Raw genomic sequence first — 14559 nt, 5'->3', positions numbered from 1 at the left:
CGCAGAAAATCGACCTCACGCCACGTCTCAACGTGGCGTTTTTCATTTGTGAGCTATAGGATTGAACACTGGCAGGAGCATTTATAATGACTGTGGTAGCGATGGCGAACTTTTGACCGTTCGTCTGTCTCTTTATGCAGAATTCGGAATCCGACACAGCGATAGGCGCGTTTTTTCGCGTATTGTTGTGCGGGATGTTAGCTGAGAGCGTTTAACGTGAATTTACTCACTATGAGTACTGAGCTTGGTTTAATTTTTCTCTTTTCCCTGGCTTTCCTCTTTTTTGCTCGAAAAGCAGCTAAAAAAATTGGTTTAGTTGATAAGCCTAACTCACGTAAACGCCATCATGGCGCGATTCCGTTGGTGGGCGGCATTTCTGTGTTCGCAGGTATCTGCTTTACGTTTGCCATTACCAACTACTATCTGCCTCACGCGCTGCTCTATCTGGGCTGCGCCGGTGTTCTGGTGCTGGTTGGCGCACTGGATGACCGTTTCGATATCAGCGTCAAGATCCGCGCGGTGGTGCAGGCGATTGTCGCACTGGTGATGATGTTTGGCGCAAAACTCTATCTGCTTAGCCTGGGCTTTATCGTCGGCCCGTTCGAGCTTATCGTGGGACCCTTCGGCTATGTGCTGACGCTGTTTGCCGTCTGGGCCGCGATCAACGCCTTTAATATGGTGGATGGGATCGACGGTCTGCTGGGCGGGCTCTCCTCGGTCACTTTTGCCGCCATGGGGATCATCCTCTACTTCGACGGCCAGACCAGCCTCGCGATGTGGTGTTTTGCGATGATTGCCGCCACGCTGCCCTATATCCTGCTTAACCTCGGCTTCCTTGGCCGTCGCTTCAAAGTCTTTATGGGCGATGCCGGCAGCACCATGATCGGGTTCACCATTATCTGGATTCTGCTGGAAACGACGCAGGGTCTGAGCCATCCCATCACGCCCGTTACCGCACTGTGGCTTATTGCCATTCCTCTGATGGATATGGTGGCGATTATGTATCGTCGCCTGCGTAAAGGCATGAGTCCGTTCTCGGCTGACCGTCAGCACATCCACCATCTGATTATGCGTGCCGGCTTTACCTCCCGTCAGGCCTTTGTACTGATTACCGTTGCGGCGGCTATTCTCGCCGGTATCGGTGTGCTGGGCGAATATCTGGCATTTATCCCGGAGTGGGTGATGCTGCTGCTATTCCTGGGCGCGTTTATGGTTTACGGCTACTGCCTCAAACATGCATGGCGCGTGGCGCGACGTGTCCGCCGCATTAAGCGCCGTCTGAGCCATCATCGCGAAGCAAAAAACAAATTACCCTGAAAAGAGCTGATAAAGGATACCTCTGCCATGCCTTCTGACGTTGTGGACAACGAACTGGATATTCGCAGCTTTTGCTGCCGTTTATGGCGTGGCAAGCGCTGGATTATCGGGCTGGCGCTGCTGTTTGCTCTGGTCGCCTGGCTGGCCACGCTGCTGCTGAAACAGGTCTGGAGCACCACGGCGATCACCGATCGTCCGACGGTGAACATGCTGGGTTCTTACTATGCACAGCAGCAATTTCTGACCAATCTGGATGTGCGCAACAACGCCTTAACCCTGGCCGCACCTTCACCTACGGTGATGGATCAGGTTTATCAGGAGTTCACCATGCAACTCGCCTCCTGGGATACGCGTCGTGAGTTCTGGCAGCAAACGGATTATTACAAGAGTCGTAAAACCGGTAATGCGCATAATGATGCCGCGCTGCTCGACGATATGATCGGCAATATCCTGTTCACGCCCGCTGACGCGGCACATAACCTGCCCGATAACGTCAAACTGAAAGCGGAAACCGCTGGCGACGCCAATAATCTGCTGCGTCAGTACATCGCCTATGCCAGTGAGCGCGCCGCGCGTCATCTGAATGATGAGCTAAAAGGTGCCTGGCGGGCGCGTACCGACCAGTTGCAGGCGCAGGTGAAACGTCAGGAAGATGTGGCTAACGCGGTGTTTCAGCGCCAGCAGCATCGACTGGAGCAGGCGCTGAAGATCGCCAGCCAGCAGGGCATTAATGAGAAACAGACGCGTGAAGCGGGTGAAAATCTGGCAGACAGCGACCTGTTCCTGCTGGGCCAGCCCGTTTTACAGGGACAGCTGGATACGCTGCGCGCTACCGGTCCGGAGTTTGATATCAGCTATGATCAGAACAGAGCAATGCTGACCACGCTGCAGACCGGGCCAAAACTGAACAGCCAGTTCCAGACCTACCGTTATCTGCGTACGCCGGAAGAGCCGGTATCACGTGACAGTCCGCGACGTCTGTTCATGATGATTATGTGGGGTGCCATTGGGGCATTAACAGGCGCGGGAGTGGCGCTGGCACGTCGTCCGCGTCTGATGTCAGACACGCATGAGTGAGAGAAACAGTGTGAAAGTTCTGACGGTATTTGGTACTCGTCCCGAAGCGATCAAAATGGCACCGCTGGTTCAGGCGCTGGCGCAGGATCCCGCTTTCGAATCGCGACTGTGCGTCACCGCACAGCATCGCGAAATGCTCGATCAGGTGCTGCGCCTGTTCAAGCTGCAGCCGGACTACGATCTCAATATTATGCGTCCCGAGCAGGGACTGACCGAGATCACCTGCCGCATTTTAGAGGGCATGAAAACCGTTCTGCTCGACTTCAAACCGGACATCGTGCTGGTGCATGGTGACACCACCACCACACTGGCGGCGAGCCTGGCGGCATTTTATCATCAGATTCCGGTCGGGCATGTGGAGGCCGGTCTGCGTACCGGCGATCTCGCCTCGCCATGGCCGGAAGAGGGTAACCGTAAACTTACCGGTCATCTTGCCCATCTGCATTTCACCCCCACCTCCCGATCGCGTCAGAATCTGTTGCAGGAAAATCTGCCCGATGCGCGCATTATCGTGACCGGCAATACGGTCATTGATGCGCTGCTGTGGGTTCGCGACAGGGTGCTGGATGACAGCAATCTGAATGCACAACTGGCGGCGCGCTATCCGTTTCTCGACCCGGATAAGAAACTGGTGCTGGTCACCGGACATCGTCGCGAAAGCTTTGGTGGCGGCTTTGAACGTATCTGCAGCGCGCTGGCGCAGATTGCCCGCCAGCATCCCGAGGCGCAGATTGTCTATCCGGTGCACCTTAATCCCAATGTCAGCGAGCCGGTAAACCGGATTCTCAGCGGCATTGAGAATATCATTCTGATTGAACCGCAGGAGTATCTGCCTTTTGTCTGGCTGATGAACCGCGCCTGGCTCATCCTCACTGACTCCGGTGGCATTCAGGAGGAAGCGCCTTCGCTGGGTAAACCGGTGCTGGTGATGCGTGACACCACCGAGCGGCCTGAAGCGGTCGACGCCGGCACCGTCAAACTGGTGGGGACCGATATCGCCCGAATCGTGGCGGAGGTCAGCAGCTTGCTGACTGACGACGCTGCCTGGCAGGCGATGAGCCACGCCCATAATCCGTATGGCGATGGCAAAGCCTGTGGTCGTATTTTACAAGCCTTAAAAGATAACCGAGCCGAATTATGAGTTTTGAAACCATCTCCGTGATTGGACTGGGATACATTGGGCTGCCGACGGCAGCCGTTTTTGCCTCAAAGGGAAAAAAAGTGGTGGGCGTGGATATCAACGCGCGCGCCGTTGAAACCATTAATCGTGGCGCGATCCATATCGTGGAACCCGATTTAGATCAGGTGGTGCATGCGGCCGTTACGCGTGGCGATCTGCGCGCCACCACGCAGCCGGAAGCCGCCGACGCTTTTCTTATCGCCGTACCGACCCCTTTTAAAGATGAGCATCAGCCCGATCTGCGCTTTGTGAAAGCCGCGGCGGAGTCGATTGCGCCGGTACTGAAAAAGGGCGACCTGGTGATTCTGGAGTCGACCTCACCGGTGGGCAGCACCGAACAGATGGCCGACTGGCTGGCGGCGGCGCGTCCCGACCTGCGCTTTCCTCAGCACGGTGATACGCCCGATATTTTTGTCGCCTACTGTCCGGAGCGCGTGCTACCTGGTCAGGTGATGGTTGAGCTGATTAACAACGACCGGGTGATTGGCGGCATGACGCCAGCCTGTTCCGCCCGCGCCAGCGAGCTTTATCGGCTGTTTTTAAAAGGCGAATGCGTTGAAACCAACGCCCGAACCGCCGAGATGTGTAAGCTGACAGAAAACAGCTTCCGTGACGTGAATATCGCCTTTGCCAATGAGCTGTCGCTGATTTGTGCCGATCAGGGGATTAACGTCTGGGAGCTGATTGCGCTGGCGAATCGCCATCCGCGCGTCAACATTCTGCAGCCGGGTCCAGGCGTCGGCGGTCACTGTATCGCCGTCGATCCCTGGTTCATCGTGGCGCAGAATCCTGAATTAGCCCGCCTGATCCGCACCGCGCGCGAGGTCAATGACGCCAAGCCGCAGTGGGTGCTGGACCAGGTGAAAACCGCGCTGGCGGACTGCCTGACACAGACCGGCAAGCGCGCCAGCGATATCACCATCGCCTGCTTTGGCCTGGCCTTTAAACCCAATATTGACGACCTGCGCGAAAGCCCGGCGGTGGGCGTGGCACAGAAAATTGCAGAGTGGCACAGCGGCACCACCTGGGTGGTTGAACCCCATATTGAGCAGCTTGCTGACGCACTGGCCGACAACGCCGTGCTGGTCTCTGCCGGGCAGGCACTGGAACAGGCCGATATTCTGGTGATGCTGGTCGATCACCGTGCCTTCCGCGCCATTGATGGCGCCAGCGTTCAGCAGAACTGGATTGTCGACACCAAAGGTGTGTGGCGATGAGGCGTTTTCTGATCACGGGCGGTGCCGGTTTTATCGGTTCTGCACTGGTGCGCTTTCTGATCGCAGAAACCGAACATCAGGTGGTGGTGGTCGATAAACTCAGCTACGCCGGAAATCTGGCGTCACTCGCCAGCGTTGCCGACTCGCCCCGCTTTCATTTTGAGCAGGTCGATATCTGCGATCGCACGGCACTTGATCAGGTGTTTGCCCGTCATCAGCCAGACTGTGTGATGCATCTTGCGGCTGAAAGCCATGTGGATCGTTCGATTGACGGGCCGGTAGCCTTTATCGAGACCAATATTGTCGGGACTTATCAGTTGCTGGAAGCCGCGCGTTTTTACTGGCAAAACCTGGATGACGCGCGCAAAACCGCCTTTCTGTTCCACCATATCTCGACCGATGAAGTCTTTGGCGATCTGCACGACTGCCAGGCTTACTTCACCGAAACCACACCCTATGCGCCAAGCAGTCCTTACGCCGCCAGCAAGGCCAGCAGCGACCATTTAGTGCGGGCCTGGCTGCGAACTTACGGTCTGCCCACGCTGGTCACCAACTGTTCAAATAACTACGGCCCCTGCCATTTCCCGGAGAAGCTGATCCCGCTGACCATTATCAATGCGCTGGCCGGGAAAGCCTTACCGGTTTACGGCAACGGACAGCAGATTCGTGACTGGCTCTACGTCGAAGATCACGCCCGCGCACTCTATCAGGTGGTCAGCCATGGCAAGCCAGGCGAAACTTATAATATTGGCGGCCATAACGAGCGACGCAATATTGAGGTGGTTGAAACTATCTGCAGCCTGCTTGAAGAGCTGGCCGCAGAGCAGAAACCTGCCGGGCTGGCGCATTACCGCGACCTGATTACCTATGTCACTGACCGCCCCGGTCACGATCAGCGCTATGCCATTGATGCCAGTAAAATTGCGCATGAACTTGGCTGGGTACCGCAGGAAACCTTTGAAAGCGGCATGCGTAAAACCGTGGCATGGTATCTGGCCAATCCCACCTGGTGGCAGGCTATTCTGGATGGCCGCTATCAGGGCGAACGCCTTGGCTTATCGCAATAAACCCGCGTAAGGAGCAGCGATGAAAGGCATCATTTTAGCGGGAGGGTCGGGCACGCGGTTACACCCGATAACCCGTGCAGTATCAAAGCAACTTCTGCCGGTTTACGACAAACCGATGATCTACTATCCGCTCTCCGTGCTGATGCTGGCGGGTATTCGCGACATCCTGTTAATTACCACGCCGGAAGACCGGGCGCAGTTTGAACGTCTGCTGGGCGATGGCAGTGAATTTGGGATACGCCTCAGCTATGCGGTGCAGCCAAGTCCCGATGGGCTGGCGCAGGCCTTTATCATCGGCGAATCCTTTATCGGCGAGGATAATTGCTGCCTGGTTCTGGGTGATAACCTCTATTTTGGCCAGGGCTTCAGCCCCAAGCTCCGGAAAGTTGTTGAACAGAATCGTGGCGCAACGGTGTTTGGCTATCAGGTCATGGACCCGGAACGTTTCGGCGTGGTGGAGTTTGACGATAACTTCAAAGCGATCTCGATTGAAGAGAAACCACAGCAGCCGAAATCGCGTTGGGCAGTAACCGGGCTCTATTTTTATGACAATCAGGTTATTGAATTCGCGAAACAGGTGAAACCCTCAGCGCGGGGCGAGCTGGAAATCACGGCCATTAACCAGATGTATCTGGAGCGTGGTGAGCTGACGGTCGAACTGCTGGGACGAGGTTTTGCCTGGCTGGATACCGGCACGCACGACAGCCTGGTGGAAGCCAGCATGTTTGTGCAGACGGTGGAAAAACGTCAGGGCTTCAAAATTGCCTGCCTGGAAGAGATTGCCTGGCGTAACAGCTGGCTGAGTGATGACCAGCTGCGGGCCGCGGGTGAAGCGCTGACAAAAACCGGCTACGGCCAATACCTGCTGGATTTATTACATGCCCGTCCACGTCAATATTAATCCCCTTAACTGGGAGAGCGCATTCTTCGGTGTTAATACTGTGCGGCTGGAGCCGCAAGGTGAGATTCCGCTGGAACAGGCGCTGCGTCATCCCTGTGCGCTGATGCAGATAAAAGTCGCTGCCAGCGAGACGGCGCTGATTGATACGCTGCAGCAGCACCAGTTCCGGCTGGCAGAAGGCGAAGCAGATCTGACGCTGGCGGTGAAACAGACTGAACGGCAGGCGGGAATTCGCATCGCGCGCGAAGCCCAGATTCCGCTACTGCGCGATGCTGCCTCACAGCTCTTCAGCCAGAGTCGTTTTCGCGCGCCCTGGTATGCGCCGGACGCCAGCGGACGCTTCTATGCGCAGTGGATTGAAAATGCGGTACGCGGGGCGTTTGACGATCAGTGTCTGGTGGCAAGCGATGCCGCGGGTCAGCTGCAGGGATTTGTTTCGCTGCGCGCGGTGGATGGCGATGCCCGCATTGGCCTGCTGGGCGTACTGCCCGACGCGCAGGGCCAGGGGCTGGGTCAGCGACTGATGCTGGCGGCGGCAGACTGGGCGCGGGTACGACAGCTGGCTCAGCTTCGGGTTGCTACCCAGCTCAGCAATCTCACGGCGATGCGCCTCTATTTACGCAGCGGTGCCCGGCTCGACAGCACCGCGTACTGGTTTTACAGGAAAGGTCATGATTCCATTTAATGCGCCCCCGATTGTGGGCACAGAAATTGAGTATATGCAGTCGGCGATGAACAGCGGCAAGCTGTGCGGCGATGGTGGATTTACCCGTCGCTGTCAGCAGTGGATGGAGCAGCGTTTTGGCAGCAAAAAAGTGCTGCTGACCCCCTCCTGTACCGCTTCGCTGGAGATGGCGGCGCTGTTAATCGATCTGCAGCCCGGCGATGAAGTGATTATGCCGAGCTACACCTTTGTCTCTACCGCCAACGCCTTTGTGCTGCGCGGCGCCCGCATTGTGTTTGTCGATGTGCGCCCGGACACCATGAACATTGATGAAACGCTGATCGAAGCGGCCATCACTGAAAAAACCCGCGCCATTGTGCCGGTGCATTACGCAGGCGTGGCCTGTGAAATGGACACCATTATGGCGCTGGCGGCAAAGCATAAGCTGTTTGTGATTGAAGATGCGGCGCAGGGCGTGATGTCACGCTACAAAGGTCGTGCGCTCGGCACCATCGGTCATATTGGCTGCTTCAGTTTCCACGAAACCAAGAACTACACCGCCGGCGGCGAAGGTGGCGCGACGCTCATTAACGACGCCAGCCTGGTCGAGCGCGCCGAGATCGTGCGGGAAAAAGGCACCAACCGCAGCCAGTTCTTCCGGGGTCAGGTCGATAAATACACCTGGCGCGATATGGGATCGAGCTATCTGATGGCCGATCTGCAGGCAGCCTATCTCTGGGCGCAGCTGGAAGCCGCTGAACGTATTAACCAGCAGCGGTTACGCATCTGGCAGCGTTATTACGATGCGCTGCAGCCGCTGGCGGCTCAGGGACGCATCAGCCTGCCGGTGATCCCCGCCAGCTGTGAACACAATGCGCATATGTTCTACATCAAACTGCGCGATCAGGACGATCGTCAGGCGCTGATAAACTGGATGAAAGAAGCCGAGATACTCACGGTGTTTCACTATATTCCGCTGCACAGTTCGCCCGCCGGTGAGCGGTTCTCGCAGTTTGTCGGCGACGATCGCTTTACCACGCGGGAAAGTGAACGCCTGCTGCGTCTGCCGCTGTTTTATAACCTGTCGGATAACAATCAGAGCACGGTTATCAGCTCACTGCTGAGCTTCTTTTCCTGATGTCATTAGCCAGAGCCTCAGTGTGGACCGCATCGTCCACGCTGGTAAAAATTGTGGCCGGCCTGCTGGTCGTCAAACTGCTGGCGGTCAGCTTCGGACCCGAGGGTGTCGGCCAGGCGGGGAACTTCCGTCAGTTGATCACCGTGCTGGGCGTGCTGGCGGGCGCAGGCATCTTTAATGGCGTCACCACCTATGTGGCGCAGTATCAGCAGCAGCCCGAGCAATTGCGGGCGATGGTGGGCACGGCATCAACCATGGTGCTGGGTTTTTCCGGTATGCTGGCGCTGCTGTTTCTGCTGGCGGCGGCACCCATCAGTATCGCGCTGTTTGGTCACGACCGTTATCAGGGCGTCATCCGCGTGGTGGCCTTTCTTCAGCTCGGCATCGCCTGGGCCAACTTTACCCTGGCGCTGCTGAAGGGCTATCGCGACGCGCGCGGTAATGCGCTGGCGCTGATTCTCGGCAGCCTGATTGGCGTGGCGGGCTATCTGCTCTGCTGGTGGCTGGGCGGCTATCAGGGCGCGCTGACGGGTCTGGCGCTGGTGCCGGCTTTGCTGCTGCTGCCTGCACTCCTGATGCTGAAACGCCGTGCGCCGCTGCCGCTTAGCTGGCTGCGACCGCAATGGCATCCTGAGCTGGCCCGTAATCTGGCAAAATATACCCTGATGGCGCTGATCACCGCCGTGACCCTGCCGGTCGCATGGGTGCTGATGCGTAATCTGCTGGCGGAGCAGCAGGGCTGGGCACAGGTCGGATTGTGGCAGGGCGTCACCAGCATTTCCGATGCCTATCTGCAATTTATTACCGCGACGTTTAGCGTCTGGCTGCTGCCGACGCTGGCGCGGCTGGATAACAAACGCGACATCGCGCGCGAGATTGGCCGTGCACTGCGCTTTGTCCTGCCCGCCGTAGCGGTTGCCAGCCTGGGTGTCTGGGTACTGCGCGATTTCGCCATCAGCCTGCTGTTCTCTGAAGCGTTTCGCGGGATGCGCGATCTCTTTGTCTGGCAGCTGTGCGGCGATGTTTTTAAGGTCGGCGCCTATGTTTTCGGATATCTGGTTATCGCCAAAGCCTCGCTGCGCTTTTATGTTCTGACTGAGATCAGCCAGTTCCTGTTGCTGACCCTGTTTTCACGCTGGTTGATCCCGTTACATGGCGCGACGGGTGCGGCGCAGGCCTATATGTTTACCTATATGGCTTACTTTGCCCTGTGTTGTGGCGCTTTTATTGTTTACTGCCGGAAAAAATGACTTTAATTCACGTTTTGGGATCGGACATTCCCCACCACAATCTTACGGTGCTGCGCTTTTTCAACGACGTACTCAGCGTTGAGCAGCCTGCGGCTGCGCCACGCCATTTTATGGTGGTGACGCAGCAGCCCGAGAGCCTGGCGCCGTTCAGTGCGTTGCAGATCGAGTGCTTTACCAGCAAGAAAGCGCTGGCGCAGGCGGTACTGCAGCGCGCCAGAAATCGTCAGCAGCGTTTTTTCTGCCACGGACAGTTTAACCCGTGGATCTGGCTGGCGTTACTCAGCGGTAAGCTGCGTCGTTCACAGCTGTTCTGGCACGTCTGGGGCGCCGATCTTTATGAAGATTCGCGCAGCCTGAAGTTCCGTCTGTTCTATCTGGTCCGCCGGATAGCGCAGGGGCGGGTTGCACAGGTTTTTGCGACCCGGGGCGACCTGCATCACTATCAGCAGCGCCATCGGCGCGTACCCGGTTCACTGCTCTATTTTCCCACCAGAATGCCCGCCGCAGCCGTTGAATCTGTCCCGTCGGAGCCTTTTACGCTGTTGCTGGGCAACTCGGGCGATCCGAGTAACCGACACATCGAAGGCTTAAAAGCGATTCACGCGCAGTTTGGCGAGCAGGTGCGTATCGAGGTCCCTTTGGGCTATCCGCCAGGTAATGAGGCTTATATCAGCCAGATTCAGGCCGCTGCCGATGCGCTGTTCCCAAACGGTCAGGTGAATCTGATGCGTGAAAACCTGGCGTTTGATGATTACTTAGCCCTGCTGGCGCGCTGCCATGTCGGCTATTTTATGTTTGAACGTCAGCAAGGGGTGGGAACACTCTGCCTGCTGATTCAGGCCAACGTGCCGTTTGTCCTGACCCGCAAAAATCCATTCTGGCGTGATGTGGCAGAGCAGCAGCTTCCGGTATTGTTCAGCGAAGATACGCTGTCGCCTGCGGTGATCGCCGAGGCACGTCGTCAGCTGATGAGCTGTGATAAACAGGCTATCGCCTTTTTTGCGCCGGGTTATCTGGCGGGCTGGCGAGCCGCGTTACAGCTCAGCGAAGGGGAGTTGTCATGAGTCTTATGCAGTTTGGCGGCCTGCTGGTGGTCTATTTGCTGTCGCTGGTTTTTATCCTGACCCTGACCTGGCGGGAGTTTAAGCGCGTCCGTTTTAACTTTCATCTGTTCTTCACGCTGCTGTTCTTACTGACCTTTTACTTCGGTTTCCCGCTGACCTCCGTGCTGGTGTTTCGCTTTAATGTTGAAGTGGTGCCGGTTGAGAACCTGCTGGAGGCGCTGCTGTCGGCCACGGCTTTTTACGCCATTTATTACGTCAGCTATAAAGTGCGACTGAAACCCGCCAGCGCGTCTCCGGCGAAGCCCTGGCTGCAGATGAATCGCGTCGAAACCCATCTGACCTGCGTGATCCTGGCGCTGGTGGCGCTGGGTACGGTGACGGTGTTCTTCATTCATAACGGTTTTCTGCTGTTCCGCCTGACTGCCTATAACCAGATTTTCTCCAGTGAAGTGTCGGGTGTAGCGCTTAAGCGCTTCTTCTATTTCTTTATTCCGGCGATGCTGATCCCCTACTTTTTGAGCCCGACGCGCCGCAACTGGCTGCTGTTCCTGGTGGTGACCGTTGCCTTTGGTTTACTGACCTACGCGCTGGTGGGTGGTACCCGCGCCAATATCATTATTGCGTTTGCCCTGTTCCTGTTTATCGGGATTACCCGTGGCTGGATCACTTTGTGGATGCTGGCAACGGCGGGCGTGCTGGCGATTGCAGGAATGTTCTGGCTGGCACTGCGCCGCTATAACCTCGACGTTATGGGCGATGAAGCGTTTTATACTTTCCTCTATCTGACGCGTGATACCTTCTCGCCGTGGGAGAATCTCGCCTTGCTGCTGGATAACTACGCCAGAATTGAGTTTCAGGGGCTGGCACCGCTGTGGCGTGATTTCTACGTTTTCATTCCGACCTGGCTCTGGCCGGATCGGCCGCTGGCAGTGTTAAACAGTGCTAACTACTTCACCTGGGAAGTGCTGAACAACCATTCTGGCCTGGCGATTTCACCCACGCTGATAGGGTCGCTGGTGGTGATGGGCGGCGTCTGGGCGATTCCGATCGGTGCGGTCGCGGTAGGGATGATTATAAAAGCTTTTGATGCGATCTATCAGCGTGGCTGCCTTGAGACCAACCGTTACACCGGCGCCATCCTGCAAAGCTTCTGTTTTGGCGCGGTCTTTAACATGATCGTGCTGGCACGCGAAGGCCTTGATGCGTTCGGTTCACGCGTGGTGTTTTTCTGCATCATTTTTGCTGCCTGTCTGGGCATGGCTAAATTACTTTTCTGGTTACTGGATCGCGCAGGTTTGATTCGCGACCGCAGCGGGCGGGTGTTGCACAGCCCGCTCTGAGTAACCTCTGGGATTGACGGAAGATATGACAAAGTTAACTGAGACGCCGCAGTACCGGATTCGCGGCGTTGAGTTGTATGGCTTCGAAAACATGCCGTCGGCGGTGAATTTTCTGATGCCGCCGCAGAGCGTACGCAGCGGTATTTTAGTGGCGATTAATGCGGAGAAGATCCTGACCGCTGAGCGGGATGAGGGATTACGCACGCTGTTAGCGCAGGCGGAATATGCATACGCCGATGGCATCAGCATTGTGCGCTCGATTCGTAAAAAGTATCCACACGCGTCGGTGCAGCGCATTGCGGGTGCTGATTTATGGGAAGCGCTGATGGAACGCGCCGGGCGGGAAGGGACGCCTGTGTTTCTTATCGGCGGTCGTCAGCAGGTGCTGGATGAAACCTGCGATAAGCTACGTCGTCAGTGGAATGTGAATATTGTCGGGGCGCAGGATGGCTATTTTGCGCCAGCCGATCAGGATGCGCTGTTTGCCCGGATTGCGGCCAGCGGCGCGAAGCTGGTGACTGTAGCGCTGGGGTCGCCCCGTCAGGAGCTATTGATGCTGGCGTGCCGTGCGCACTGGCCTGATGCGCTCTATATGGGCGTGGGTGGAACGTACGATGTTTTCACCGGCCATGTGAAGCGAGCGCCTGAGATTTGGCAGCGGCTGGGGCTGGAGTGGCTCTATCGTCTGATTCGGCAGCCTGGCCGCCTGCGCCGGCAATTAAAACTGCTTAAATATTTGCGCTATCACTGGCGTGGCGATCTCTGATATTGCTGATAAATGCCGCATTTTTACGCGTTGTGAGAGAGGAAATGCACTATTTGTCGACAAAATGCACAAAGCGTAATCAAACGCGTCTTTTTATTTAAAAAGCACTAGACACGATGGGCGCTTATCTCTAGTATGCACATCCGCAACGGCGCTACGCGCCCGTAGCTCAGCTGGATAGAGCGCTGCCCTCCGGAGGCAGAGGTCTCAGGTTCGAATCCTGTCGGGCGCGCCATATCGTTTGTGCGCATGAGCTTCGGTGGTTGATTTACCGCGGTTGGCAGTAGAGATTTAAATGCTGCAGGTTTTTAACTTGTGACATTAAGTATTGTGGTGGCTATAGCTCAGTTGGTAGAGCCCTGGATTGTGATTCCAGTTGTCGTGGGTTCGAGTCCCATTAGCCACCCCAGATTTTGCTGGGAAACGCGAAGGTGGCGGAATTGGTAGACGCGCTAGCTTCAGGTGTTAGTGTCTTAACGGACGTGAGGGTTCAAGTCCCTCTCTTCGCACCAGGCAAAACAGTTAAAAAAATCGGCGAGTAGCGCAGCTTGGTAGCGCAACTGGTTTGGGACCAGTGGGTCGGAGGTTCGAATCCTCTCTCGCCGACCATTTTAGAAACCTGTCTGAAAAGACAGGTTTTTTTTCGTCTGCAGAAAAGAGGATGAGGACCTCCGAAGGAGGTTTGAGCCGAGCGTAGCGAGACAACGTTGCTTCAGCAACGGCCCGAAGGGCGCTGCTCGCAGAGCAGAGTAATCCTCTCTCGCCGACCATTTTAGAAACCTGTCTGAAAAGACAGGTTTTTTTTCGTCTGCAGAAAAGAGGATGAGGACCTCCGAAGGAGGTTTGAGCCGAGCGTAGCGAGACAACGTTGCTTCAGCAACGGCCCGAAGGGCGCTGCTCGCAGAGCAGAGTAATCCTCTCTCGCCGACCATTTTAGAAACCTGTCTGAAAAGACAGGTTTTTTTTCGTCTGCAGAAAAGAGGATGAGGACCTCCGAAGGAGGTTTAGGTGGGTACAGCTAAATAAGTTTGCTGTAAATCCGAGCCTGCGAAGGGAACATGGTCAGATCGGAAAGTCGCTTAAGCCATCCATGGCCGCTCGGCCCACGCCGTCCCTGGCGTGGGACGCTTTCCTCTTCTGACCATGCTCCCTGCGCGTTGAGCTTATGCGCTGTGGTCAGATGCATCCGGGTTTAGATCTGTCATTTGCCTGAAGCGTCCTTGTAAGTATCAGATGCGTCTGCCATACGTGAAGCGAAGGGAGCATACGCCTGTAGCAAAGCATCGCGCCGCCCGGATAAAAACGCCGGGAGCGTTTTTGAACAACGCAAAGCGTTGGCCCGGCTACGGGCGCACTCAGGGATGAGGTGCGTAATCGCCCGCGCTGAGCCCGCCAGGGATGGCGTCTTTTGCGTCTTTGCGAAAGGCGTATGCTCCCTGAAGCCCGCACAGCAGTGAGAGCGGGCTGCTTGTTAGCTAATCCTTTGATGCCAGCTCACCCTTGATTTCGCCAGTTTTCAGATAAAGTTGCTTAAACAGTAGCAACAGCGTCGTGAATTGCCGACAAATAAGTCATTGT

12 protein-coding genes, 4 tRNA genes and 2 other RNA genes are annotated in these 14559 nt (G+C 56.4%); all 18 read left to right on the top strand.

Translation table 11 applies throughout. The features are described from left to right. Window positions 1–231 precede the first annotated feature (231 nt). The 18 genes from wecA to NR195_RS12470 all read left to right on the top strand — a co-directional run bounded on the left by wecA (window position 232) and on the right by NR195_RS12470 (window position 13912). Window positions 232–1317 (top strand): UDP-N-acetylglucosamine--undecaprenyl-phosphate N-acetylglucosaminephosphotransferase, encoded by a 1086-nt coding sequence (wecA, locus tag NR195_RS12555; RefSeq protein WP_022624853.1) that lies wholly within the window; start codon window positions 232–234, stop codon window positions 1315–1317. A gap of 27 nt (window positions 1318–1344) precedes the next feature. Then, entirely contained in the window at window positions 1345–2394 is a 1050-nt protein-coding gene (gene wzzE, locus NR195_RS12550) for an ECA polysaccharide chain length modulation protein (protein ID WP_010257365.1), read from the top strand. Between the two features lie 10 nt (window positions 2395–2404). After that, a complete protein-coding gene (wecB, locus tag NR195_RS12545; RefSeq protein WP_010257363.1) occupies window positions 2405–3535 on the top strand; it encodes a non-hydrolyzing UDP-N-acetylglucosamine 2-epimerase in 1131 nt (376 codons plus the stop codon). After that, window positions 3532–4791 carry a UDP-N-acetyl-D-mannosamine dehydrogenase gene (gene wecC / locus NR195_RS12540; RefSeq protein ID WP_159227214.1) on the top strand — a complete coding sequence of 420 codons (1260 nt, stop codon included), beginning with the start codon at window positions 3532–3534 and terminating at the stop codon, window positions 4789–4791. The genes wecB and wecC overlap by 4 nt, the downstream gene beginning before the upstream one ends. Further along, on the top strand, window positions 4788–5858 hold the full coding sequence (gene rffG, locus NR195_RS12535; protein WP_256844574.1) for a dTDP-glucose 4,6-dehydratase: 1071 nt from the start codon (window positions 4788–4790) through the stop codon (window positions 5856–5858). Before wecC ends, rffG begins: the two co-directional genes overlap by 4 nt. A 19-nt stretch (window positions 5859–5877) precedes the next feature. Then, on the top strand, window positions 5878–6759 hold the full coding sequence (gene rfbA, locus NR195_RS12530) for a glucose-1-phosphate thymidylyltransferase RfbA (protein WP_010257356.1): 882 nt from the start codon (window positions 5878–5880) through the stop codon (window positions 6757–6759). Beyond that, complete coding sequence (gene rffC / locus NR195_RS12525) at window positions 6737–7444, top strand: dTDP-4-amino-4,6-dideoxy-D-galactose acyltransferase (RefSeq protein ID WP_256844573.1); 708 nt, start codon at window positions 6737–6739, stop codon at window positions 7442–7444. The genes rfbA and rffC overlap by 23 nt, the downstream gene beginning before the upstream one ends. After that, window positions 7431–8561, top strand: coding sequence for a dTDP-4-amino-4,6-dideoxygalactose transaminase (gene rffA, locus NR195_RS12520; RefSeq protein ID WP_010671668.1), 1131 nt, complete (start codon window positions 7431–7433; stop codon window positions 8559–8561). Before rffC ends, rffA begins: the two co-directional genes overlap by 14 nt. After that, complete coding sequence (wzxE, locus tag NR195_RS12515; RefSeq protein ID WP_163799629.1) at window positions 8561–9811, top strand: lipid III flippase WzxE; 1251 nt, start codon at window positions 8561–8563, stop codon at window positions 9809–9811. The genes rffA and wzxE overlap by 1 nt, the downstream gene beginning before the upstream one ends. Beyond that, on the top strand, window positions 9808–10875 hold the full coding sequence (locus tag NR195_RS12510) for a TDP-N-acetylfucosamine:lipid II N-acetylfucosaminyltransferase (RefSeq protein ID WP_062759457.1): 1068 nt from the start codon (window positions 9808–9810) through the stop codon (window positions 10873–10875). The genes wzxE and NR195_RS12510 overlap by 4 nt, the downstream gene beginning before the upstream one ends. Then, window positions 10872–12215: an ECA oligosaccharide polymerase gene (gene wzyE / locus NR195_RS12505; RefSeq protein ID WP_039390475.1), complete on the top strand. Its 1344-nt coding sequence runs from the start codon at window positions 10872–10874 to the stop codon at window positions 12213–12215. The genes NR195_RS12510 and wzyE overlap by 4 nt, the downstream gene beginning before the upstream one ends. A 25-nt stretch (window positions 12216–12240) precedes the next feature. After that, window positions 12241–12981 (top strand): lipopolysaccharide N-acetylmannosaminouronosyltransferase, encoded by a 741-nt coding sequence (gene wecG / locus NR195_RS12500; RefSeq protein ID WP_031292610.1) that lies wholly within the window; start codon window positions 12241–12243, stop codon window positions 12979–12981. A 158-nt stretch (window positions 12982–13139) separates the two neighbouring features. Continuing rightward, window positions 13140–13216 (top strand) — tRNA-Arg (locus NR195_RS12495). Window positions 13217–13314: 98 nt separating this feature from the next. Then, window positions 13315–13390 (top strand) — tRNA-His (locus NR195_RS12490). Between the two features lie 16 nt (window positions 13391–13406). Further along, a tRNA-Leu gene (locus NR195_RS12485) sits at window positions 13407–13493 on the top strand. 20 nt (window positions 13494–13513) lie between these two features. Then, a tRNA-Pro gene (locus NR195_RS12480) sits at window positions 13514–13590 on the top strand. Between the two features lie 31 nt (window positions 13591–13621). Then, window positions 13622–13751, top strand: a non-coding RNA gene (locus NR195_RS12475) — RtT sRNA. A gap of 31 nt (window positions 13752–13782) precedes the next feature. Further along, a non-coding RNA gene (locus NR195_RS12470) (RtT sRNA) lies at window positions 13783–13912 on the top strand. Window positions 13913–14559 lie beyond the last annotated feature (647 nt).

The organism is Pantoea sp. Ft-CA_14 (assembly GCF_024520875.1).
Lineage (GTDB): Bacteria > Pseudomonadota > Gammaproteobacteria > Enterobacterales > Enterobacteriaceae > Pantoea > Pantoea agglomerans.
Note: the sequence above shows the minus strand (reverse complement) of the source record. Positions and strands in the feature narration are given on the sequence as shown.